This is a genomic window from Methyloceanibacter sp., from assembly GCF_058506495.1.
In genome coordinates this window covers 1-9057 of the sequence record NZ_JBZMXT010000084.1, presented here as the reverse complement: position 1 = coordinate 9057, position 9057 = coordinate 1, and the positions used below count along the sequence as shown (strand labels likewise).

Annotated in this window: 9 protein-coding genes; 2 read left to right on the top strand and 7 right to left on the bottom strand. The window is 57.0% G+C overall.

Annotated features, from left to right (window positions below):
* On the bottom strand, positions 1 to 434 hold a 434-nt coding region (locus AC33YF_RS11660; protein ID WP_491777376.1), incomplete at its 3' end, for a sulfatase-like hydrolase/transferase.
* A 344-nt stretch (positions 435 to 778) separates the two neighbouring features.
* On the opposite strand from AC33YF_RS11660, the gene AC33YF_RS11655 reads away from it, so the two are divergent.
* On the top strand, positions 779 to 1036 hold the full coding sequence (locus tag AC33YF_RS11655) for a YMGG-like glycine zipper-containing protein (RefSeq protein ID WP_491777375.1): 258 nt from the start codon (positions 779 to 781) through the stop codon (positions 1034 to 1036).
* A gap of 219 nt (positions 1037 to 1255) precedes the next feature.
* The gene (locus AC33YF_RS11650) at positions 1256 to 1789 is read left to right on the top strand and encodes a flavodoxin domain-containing protein (RefSeq protein WP_491777374.1); all 534 of its coding nucleotides are present in this window, start codon (positions 1256 to 1258) and stop codon (positions 1787 to 1789) included.
* A gap of 376 nt (positions 1790 to 2165) precedes the next feature.
* Here the strand turns inward: AC33YF_RS11650 and AC33YF_RS11645 are convergent, their stop codons facing one another.
* The 6 genes from AC33YF_RS11645 to AC33YF_RS11620 all read right to left on the bottom strand — a co-directional run bounded on the left by AC33YF_RS11645 (position 2166) and on the right by AC33YF_RS11620 (position 8847).
* Positions 2166 to 3578, bottom strand: coding sequence for a nucleotide sugar dehydrogenase (locus AC33YF_RS11645; RefSeq protein WP_491777373.1), 1413 nt, complete (start codon positions 3576 to 3578; stop codon positions 2166 to 2168).
* Between the two features lie 186 nt (positions 3579 to 3764).
* The gene (locus AC33YF_RS11640) at positions 3765 to 4307 is read right to left on the bottom strand and encodes an NUDIX hydrolase (RefSeq protein ID WP_491777372.1); all 543 of its coding nucleotides are present in this window, start codon (positions 4305 to 4307) and stop codon (positions 3765 to 3767) included.
* A gap of 23 nt (positions 4308 to 4330) precedes the next feature.
* Positions 4331 to 5836 (bottom strand): MBOAT family O-acyltransferase, encoded by a 1506-nt coding sequence (locus AC33YF_RS11635; RefSeq protein WP_491777371.1) that lies wholly within the window; start codon positions 5834 to 5836, stop codon positions 4331 to 4333.
* 47 nt (positions 5837 to 5883) lie between these two features.
* The gene (locus AC33YF_RS11630) at positions 5884 to 7080 is read right to left on the bottom strand and encodes a tetratricopeptide repeat protein (RefSeq protein ID WP_491777370.1); all 1197 of its coding nucleotides are present in this window, start codon (positions 7078 to 7080) and stop codon (positions 5884 to 5886) included.
* On the bottom strand, positions 7073 to 8335 hold the full coding sequence (locus tag AC33YF_RS11625) for a hypothetical protein (RefSeq protein WP_491777369.1): 1263 nt from the start codon (positions 8333 to 8335) through the stop codon (positions 7073 to 7075). Before AC33YF_RS11625 ends, AC33YF_RS11630 begins: the two co-directional genes overlap by 8 nt.
* Positions 8336 to 8349: 14 nt before the next feature.
* The gene (locus AC33YF_RS11620; protein WP_491777368.1) at positions 8350 to 8847 is read right to left on the bottom strand and encodes a Rossmann-fold NAD(P)-binding domain-containing protein; all 498 of its coding nucleotides are present in this window, start codon (positions 8845 to 8847) and stop codon (positions 8350 to 8352) included.
* Positions 8848 to 9057: the final 210 nt, after the last annotated feature.

Below are 9057 nucleotides of genomic sequence, written 5' to 3'. Positions count from 1 at the left end.
GTCGGTAGATGCTTGTCACGGTCGCCAAGATGGTTCTTGCCAAACTGGCCGGTCGCATAGCCCTTGTCCTTGAGCAGATCCCCGAGCGTGGGGGCCCAGTCAGGAATGCCATGTTCCGAGCCAGGCATGCCGATGGTCAACAGACCAGTTCGGAACGGCTGCTGACCAAGTATGAAGGCTGCGCGCCCAGCCGTGCAGCTTTGCTGGGCGTAGTAGTGCGTGAACATCCCGCCTTCGTTGGCGATGCGGTCAATGTTGGGCGTTTCGTAGCCCATGATGCCAAGATTGTAGGCGCTTATATTGTCGACACCGATGTCGTCACCCCAGATGACGACGATGTTGGGCTTGTCCGTCTGGGCCTTGGCAGGGCCAACAGCGCCTAAGACGGCTATTCCCAACACGAGGAACAATCTCAGAAAAGTCCGCGGATACATTCTTTGTTTCCTCCCGAAGCGCGACCATCCGGTCGCAAGCAAGTCGATGCTTCATATCTTGTCTTGCTGTTTCCGTCGACTCGGATCAATCTCAGACTGTCGGAAAGAAGCTTCTTTCGGCGCTGCAAAGGACTGACTGGACGCAGTCCTGATGCGTACTTATTTCCGTTCCTTCGGGGGAACAAGAACTCTCACTTCGGGGTTCATACCGATATCGGATGAGGCGACGCGCACGCTGGGATTGACTTAGCTCAATGAATGCATAGATGCGTCGGACTCAAACTTCGAACGACTCGGATGCCGCCGTAGAGAGCATCCGACCTAAACCCTAGGAGTAGATCCAAATGAGTAAGACAGTCCGAGCCTTGACCTTCAGCGTGATGCTGCCCTTTGCAGCGTTTGCAACGACATCTGCGATTGCTGAGGATGATCCGAGTGCCGGTAAGGGCGCTGTAAAGGGCGGTTTGGTCGGCGGAGCAGTCGGAGCCGTAACCGGCGCCGGAGCAGCCACAGGTGCCGCTGTTGGTGCTGCCGCTGGCGCGACTGCCGGAGCCATCAAGAAGAATAAGGATGACGATAAGAAAGATAAAAAAGATAATTAGGAAGCGTGGCACCTGGAGCCATTGTATGGCTCGGCCACCACTTTCCCTGCGAAGCCCCGCGCCCCCCGCGGGGCCTCTTCTCTTTTGGATGGGCAATCGCAATACCCGCCAATGATCCGACGTACACGACATGCACTGGCCACGCTGTGCCCTGATCGGTATGCTCACCGCATACATACCTAATCTAGCGGCGAACGTTGACTGCGTTTGGGGGCAATTTTGAATGTCCTGATTGCTTATGGAACCACTGAGGGGCAGACTCGGAAGATTGCCGAGCGTGTGGCGAAAGACGTTTCCGACCGCGGACACTCAGTCGAACTTCACGACGCTTTGGAGCCAGATGCTCACCTGGACCTCGACAAATTCCACGCTTTTGTTCTTGCCGGTTCAGTTCACCAAGAGCAGCATCAGAAGGTTATCAAGAACTTCGCGACCGCGCATAGCGAACGCCTGAACGCTAGTCCTGCAGCCTTTATATCAGTCAGCTTATCAGCGGCGCTGGAGGAAACTCGTTCTGAAGCGCAACGCTACGTAGATCAGTTTGTCTTGTTGACGGGATGGCAGCCGCGCATGACGCTCCTGTTGGGCGGCGCTGTCCGTTTCGACGAGTACGACTATTTCCAACAGCAGGTCGTCAAGTTCATCGTGATGAGGGGTGGACTCGCGTCTGAAGACGGAGCGGATCGGGAGTTCACGGATTGGGAGGCTCTAGATAGTTTCGTTGACGAGTTTCTCAAGATAGCCGCAAGCTGACTTTCTCAGCGCCGTTTTCGATGTGCTGGCAGTCTGAGGCCAACCCGGCTCTCCCTGCTAAAGTGGGAAATGCAGGGAGATTTCGCCAAAAAGCAGCGAGAGCAGCGACCGATCCCTGGACAAAGTTCCAGCATCTCAGTGTATTGCACCTCCTTCTCTCTAACGCGGCGGACAGGGAGGGAACCGACATCAGATCGCTGTTTGGAAAACTCCGCCTTACGCGTAAACGCCGCCCTCTCCTGCGGCTGGATAAAGGCGCGTAAAGTCCGACAGCCGACGTCGCTTGAGCGCCAGAGTCGCTCAGCCGACGTCAGTGCCGAAACTCACATTCATATTCCTCTACTCAGTATTGCTGTCCCTTATTCGAGAGACCAGCTCACCACCCAATCCCGGTGTAGCCGTCGGCATCCGGCACCTCAGGGAAGAGACGCACTAAGTCGATGATCCGTGCCCGGCCGAGCCGAGCTGCGACAGCCCTGCGGATGGCATCAGTCGACTGGGTGACCACCACGACGTCGGATTGGTCCAACACCGAAAGCGGGCTGGACGACAGCATAGTCGGTAGCGCATCCACCACAGGTTCGAGATGCGGATAGATGTGCCGCACATAGTCGAATTGGTTCGAAATGCGGGTTTCGGCGTTGATGGCCGGATCCCAAGCACTCACGTCGCGGCCCTCCGAGAGCATGGCATTGACGACTTCCAGAATAGGACTCTCGCGCAGATCGTCTGTCCCCGACTTAAACGCCAAGCCGAGGAAACCCACACGCGCGGAACCGTCCTCGCGTAGCATGTCGACAGCAGACTGAATCTGCTGAGCGTTTGTCACACCAAGCGACGAGATAAGCGGCGCACTGACACCAAGCTGATCGGCCAAGTGCGCCACGGCGCGCACTTCCTTCGGCAGGCACGAGCCGCCATAGGCAAAGCCCGGCTTAAGGTAGTACGGCGAGAGGTTGAGTTGGGTGTCCTGGACAAAGATGTCCATGACCTTGTGGCTGTCAATCTTAAGGGGTTTACAGATGCGGCCTACTTCGTTGCCGAACGAGACCTTGGCAGCATGCCAAACATTATCGACGTACTTGACCATCTCTGCGACTTCGATCGAGGTAACGATCGCTTCGGGATCGACTGGCGCATACACATTCGCCAGCATCCGGGCCGCGTGCTCGTCATTGGCACCGATGACCGTCTTGGGTGGGTTGTCGAAATCGGCGATCGCGGTTCCTTCACGCAGGAACTCTGGATTGAAGCACACACCAAAGTCTTCACCCATCTTCAGTCCCGATGCTGCCTCGATTTCCGGGACCATCACATTCAGCGTGGTTCCGGGCGGGATCGAGCAACGCATCACGACGACATGATAAGCGTCCTTGCGGGCGATCCCCTTGCCAATCTCACGCGCGGCGGAGATCACGTAGCGATAGTCGCAGCCGCCAACAGGAGATGTCGGCGTACCAACAGACACAAACGTCATATCAGAGTCGGCCACGGCGTCGGCGACGTCGGTCGTCGCGGAGACAAGACCTGCCTCTACACCAAGGCTCAGTAGATCCCCGAGATCTTTCTCGTGTATGGGCGACTCGCCGCGTGCGATTTGGTTGGCCTTGATCTCATCGACATCGCAGCCGATCACAGTATGACCGAGCTTTGCCAAACACGCGGTCGAAACCGCACCGACATAGCCCAGGCCAATGACAGAGATGGACGGGAGGTGACGGAGCACCGGCCGTACGACTGCCGCGTCTACTGATTCATAGAGTTCGAAGTTACGAGCTAAGTCGTTCATGATCTTGCCTTCAGGTTCAGTTGTTCCTGAGGCCTAGAACTCAAGAGCCGTGCCAAGCGGCATGCCAGATTTTGTATAATATAATCAGCAGGTTATTCGGAGACCGGTTTTTCGGACTCTGTTGCGAATTGCCAACTGCAAAGATCCCCATTGCAAACTGCAATTCGCAAGGCAGCGCAAAGCGCATTAGCGCTTCAAGTTCGCCAGAGCGATGGCAGTGGCATGGCTGATGATCGGAAAGCTGCCGGCTTGCAGTTCCGTCAAAACACTTTCGAGCGACATGAATTGGAGTTCCATGTCTTCGAGGTCTCCCGAGTCCGGTGCACGGACGATCTCGGCACGGTCCGCTCGGAAAAGATGGGACGTGCCGACGCCCTGATTGCCTGAAATCGTGAAGCTTCCGAGCGCGGTCCAGGTATTGGACGACAAGCCTGTCTCCTCCAACAGTTCTCGCTTTGCGGCCTCAAGAGGATCCTCGCCCGGATCGATCAAGCCACCCGGCAGAGTGAGCGCCACCTTGCGCGGACCGTGCTTGTACTGATGAATGCAGGCCACAAGGCTGTCTTCCGTCGTGGCGTAGATGGTCGTGTGGCTCGGCATTTGGACCTGGAAGAAGTCCGGAATGGTCCGGCCGTCGGTGAGCTGAATTTCCTCACGGCTGACGATCAACCCCCGGTCGTTCCGGTAAACTTCTTCTGCCGAAACGACCGTCCATTCCTTGCGCCCCATCGAGCACTCCTTGGCCTTAAAGCCTAGAAATTGAAGTAGATGAACTCCGTAATGTCTTCCATCCGGTAGAGCTGGATCAAGGCCACAAAGAAGCCCAGCCCCATCGTTGCCGCCCAGGCCGGCGATGGGCGCCAAGCGACATGTTGCCCGAGTGATGAATTCTTCACCGACTCCGCGCCGTCCGCAAGGACGGGCCCATATCGGCGTGCGATCTCAATTGAGTTGGGTAACATCAGGACAACCGCAGCCAGCGCAGCCAAGTGCAACCAAATCATCATCGTACCCTGAGATAGCGATTCCCAGAGTTTGGGCTCAAGTGGTTGCGATGTACCGCTCATGCCAGCGAGGATGTTGCTTGCTCCACCAAAACTCTCGGCGCGGAAGAAGACCCAGGCGACGACAACGGCCAGAAGTGTAAGCGCCTGCGCGAGCCCGCGGCTGAGCCACGCCGGCAACCAGTCCGGTCGTGACGAGGCGCCCCAATAGCGCGACCAGGCATGGTTCACGGTGAGATACAGGCCATGCAATCCCCCCCACACAACGAACGTCCAGCTTGCGCCATGCCACAACCCCCCCAGGACCATCGTGGCCATTAGGTTGAGATGGCGGCGCCCGGCCCCGCGGCGGCTGCCGCCGAGTGGGATATAGAGATAGTCGCGCAAGAAGCGGGAGAGAGTGATGTGCCAGCGGCGCCAAAACTCGATGATGCTTCCAGATTTGTAAGGGGAGTTAAAGTTGATCGGCAGACGGATCCCAAACATGCGCGCAATGCCGAGAGCCATGTCGCAATAACCCGAGAAATCGAAATAGATCTGGAATGTGTAGGCAAGCGCGCCGATCCACGCAGCCTCGACGGGCACGCCCTCCGTCGTTTCGGCAAGGCCGAAGACGGTCGACACGTAGGGCACCACGCCATCCGCCAAGACGATCTTCTTGAACAAGCCGATCACGAATAGTGTCAGACCGACTGACAAGTTGACGCCCAACCGGTTCTGGAAGACGGGCATCGTAAACTGCGGGATAGTGTCCTTCTGCAGAACGATCGGCCCTGCGATGAGCTGTGGAAAGAACACGATGAAGAGCGCGTAACGAGGAAAATCGCACTCCACCAGTTCACCACGATAAGTGTCGTACAGAAACGAAATCTGCTGGAACGTAAAGAACGAGATCGCGAGCGGCAGCGCGACCCCAGCGAGCGCGAAGTCAAGTCCGGTCAATGCATTCACGTTCGATACGAAGAAGTCGGCATACTTATAGTAGCCGAGAACTAGTAGGTTGCCGGCAATGCCTAGTCCCAAGATCCAACGGTTCTTATCCCGTATCAGGAGGCGGTGAAGCCCATAGTTGACGAAAACAGAGCCGATGAGAAGAACCAGGTACCAGGGATTCCACCAGCCATAGAAAAAGAGCGATGCACCGATCAGCCACGCGATAATACCGCGCTCGGACTCGAAGTGACGCAGGATCAGGAACCCGGCCAACGTGACCGGGAGGAACAGGTAGATAAATTCCAGCGAGCTAAAAACCATTGTCTTCCGCCTCCGAATGCGTGTGGGCGCCTCGCGCCGCTAGTGTCTTAAGATTTGTCTGTTTCGATGGGTGAATGCTGAGCTTGCGCTTTGAGCTCCGACAGCAGCGATTGAGATCCCTTGTGACCCAATTTGGCGCCGTCCCGCGAAAGCTTGAGCGCTCGAGCGGTGTCCTTTTCGACCAGCCGGCCTTCAGCCAGTAGCCGCGCCAGCTCTTCCATTGAACCGGGGTGCTGCAGTGCGACACCGCGCTCGAACAGGCCGATCGCCTCGAGGTCGGACAGTCCAAGGAACTGCTTGAGGTGCAACCTCCCGAGATCCGTTATGGCACCGCCGTGTCCGAGCTCGGATGCCATACGCAGCCATTCCACCCCTTCCTTGGACCGGTCTTCGTCTTCAGAGTCCCGCAATAGAAGTAGTGCCAACTCATGCATGCCTCCGACATCGCCCAGGCGGGCTGACCGCCGGAACCACCGCTCTGATTCAAACCAATCCATTTTCACGAAGACGCCATCTCGATAGAGGCGACCGAGCGTCTTTGAGGCACTGCCCGAGCCATCATTCGCTTTTGTCACTAGACCGTCGGCCGCGCGACGGCCCCAGTAGCGCGCCTTCTCATCATCCGCTTCGACGCCGCTGCCACCTTTCAGAAGCCACAGCGCATATTTGATCGTGGAGGTCGGATAGCCAGCGATTGCCGCCTGCTCATAATGATCCAGAGAACGGTCAACGTCTTTTTTGACGCCGAGACCATATCGGTAGTGATAGGCAAGCTGAACGTGCGCCTTCTTAAAGTCCCACGTGAGAGCTTTCTCGAACCATTCGACGGCTATCGCATCGCAGTCCTTACCAATGGATTGCTGATACAGGCGCCCGATTTCGTATGCCGTCTCGCCTCGGTAGACGTAGTCGTAGCGAACGGCTTCAATGAGCCAATCGCGCGCAGTCTCTAGATCAGTGTCGACGCCCCAGCCGTATTTGTAGGCTCGGGCAAGATGGTACATGGCGACAGGGTGACCCTCGTCCGCCAGAGCCCGCAGCAGGTCGTTGGCCTTGGCCCACTTCTTGACCTTCTGAAAGTCGCGCGCCTTTTCAAGACGTTCCTCGGCGTCGGGGTCCTTCCGTGCAGTCAGGACGGCTTCTGGTCCTTGGGTCGTTTCCCCAAGAATGTACGCAACGGAGAAGCCGAGAAAAATCGCAACGAGCGCCGCAATAATCCCCAATTGGATTTTGGTCTTAGGCATCAGAAATACTCCAGATCCGGCAATTGACCCCTTCACGCAGTGTCAGTCGGCCATGGGTCTTCACCGAGGCCTTGTCCTCGCTGTCGATCGGACAGCGGACCAGGTCGTCGCGCGGCGGCGTCAGCTCCTGACGCTGCTTGCGCGATGACATCAGCCGCGCGAACTCATGAACGATTGCCCGCGCCACACCGCTATCGAAGTGGTAGGCGTCGTTGAAGTTCTCCAAGTCTCGCGTGAGCGGATTGTCGAAATCCAGATCGACGACGGGTGCAAACTGAGCTAGGCGCGCTCGGTAGGTGTGGTTGATGTCCGAGAGGCCGAAATCGGTGATGCGGTATTGCATCTCCGCAATTGTTGGGGGGATGAAGAAGTAGAGCTCGATCCCTTCCCGATCGCACCATGCGGCGATCTCCGCTATCTTCTCCCATAACTCATCGGAGAACGTGAACCGCCGCCAGTCATTCGTTGCATTCTTGCTGACCTGGCGAGCAAACTTGCCCGGTAAGCTCCTGACAAGTCTCTTCTCTTCCCAGAGCGTCGCCCAAGGACCGAGCCCCAAACTATACCGTTTCAGCTTTCCAGAAAGGTCGCGCGAGGTCTTCGCTTCCGGCAATAAACATTTCTTGCAGATCCTCTCGCCGAGCATGTCGTCTAAGGACTGACGCTCATCGGCCTCGGCACTCGCGACTAGGCTCGGAACGAGGTGTCCTAGTTTCTGAAGTGTCTCACCGTAACGATCGTCGATATTCGCCCAACCGGTCTTTGCAACAAACCAGCTCGCGTAATAGCGCATCGGTGCATTGGCCAACCTGATCGCCTCTGGGACCCTATTTAGGTCGCCGCGATGGCCTACACCGAAGGTTCTCAGCGGAACCCCTACGATCAGTGTTTTGACATCCGCGTTTTCACGCAGGTACTCGTACGTGCTGTGAATCTCCGGAATCGTCGCGCCGCCATACGCAAAGTTGTAGGCGCCAGAGAAACCCGTCTCGTCGAAATACCTGTCCTGAAGCGCGCGGCTTCGACTGTCCCCAAGGACGACATGCGTGCCGCGCTTACGCGGGTACTCGATCATCTTGTAAAGGGGATAGTGCGCTTTGACGCTGATCTCCTTCTTGTCGAGGTCCAAATCGACAAGCCTGTTCATGTTGAAGGGATCTACGACGAAGTTGAATAGGATCGGCACCATGCCAAGGATCAAGACGATCGCGAGGACGGCAACGTAGCGCAGTGTAACTGTGTGTCGCGTTTTCATGGAGGCACCCCGTCTCAATGGGTCTTGTGAGAGAGCCGGCACCGGGTCGCGCGGTTCGCACGTGCCGGAAGGCGAGTCTGCTCGGCAAAAAGGTCTACTAGGTCGATGAGATGACAGCGGCCCCGGCGTGAAGCGATCGCCGTCTGCAGGCCTCTGCTATGGTAGGTGACCACAAGCGTCTCGCACCAATCGATGACCTTATCGGCACTAGCGCACAGCGAACCCGTCCCAACCGAGACCCGATCCGTCAGGAGGTAGATGATCGGATCGAAGGCCGCCACCTCGTGATCACTTTCCGCCAACCGCTGCATGACTTCGAGAACCGGACTTTGGTAGGAACCGTCCGTGCACGGTGCACAAGCCAAGCCGATAAAGCCCACCTTGTGTCCGCCAACCCTGCCAATCAGCCGTACGGCTTCGGCAATCCGGGGATCACTCTCGGTGCTTCGCGCAGGCGCCAGCGGCGCAAACCCGAATCCAGGAAAATCATCGATCTCTGTCAGAACTTGCATGGCCAAAGCCTTTGATGACTAAAACTGCCGTCATAGTTTCAAAGGCCGTGCCAGCCTGACTAATCGATGATTTTCAGTGGTTTAGCTGAAAAGCTGCGGTCTCGTGCGCGGGCCATCTTTGCAATTTGATGGCTTGGTTTCGCGATTTGCAAAAGGCTCTACTCGGCACGCACAATGGAGAACAACGGCGACCGATGGAGATAGTCATCG

What these genes read in the sequence shown, in the direction of transcription:
- AC33YF_RS11655 (WP_491777375.1), top strand. Translation starts at nt 779, where the DNA reads ATGAGTAAGACAGTCCGAGCCTTGACCTTCAGCGTGATGCTGCCCTTT.
- AC33YF_RS11645 (WP_491777373.1), bottom strand. Translation starts at nt 3,578, where the DNA reads ATGAACGACTTAGCTCGTAACTTCGAACTCTATGAATCAGTAGACGCG.
- AC33YF_RS11640 (WP_491777372.1), bottom strand. Translation starts at nt 4,307, where the DNA reads ATGGGGCGCAAGGAATGGACGGTCGTTTCGGCAGAAGAAGTTTACCGG.
- AC33YF_RS11635 (WP_491777371.1), bottom strand. Translation starts at nt 5,836, where the DNA reads ATGGTTTTTAGCTCGCTGGAATTTATCTACCTGTTCCTCCCGGTCACG.
- AC33YF_RS11630 (WP_491777370.1), bottom strand. Translation starts at nt 7,080, where the DNA reads ATGCCTAAGACCAAAATCCAATTGGGGATTATTGCGGCGCTCGTTGCG.
- AC33YF_RS11625 (WP_491777369.1), bottom strand. Translation starts at nt 8,335, where the DNA reads ATGAAAACGCGACACACAGTTACACTGCGCTACGTTGCCGTCCTCGCG.
- AC33YF_RS11620 (WP_491777368.1), bottom strand. Translation starts at nt 8,847, where the DNA reads ATGCAAGTTCTGACAGAGATCGATGATTTTCCTGGATTCGGGTTTGCG.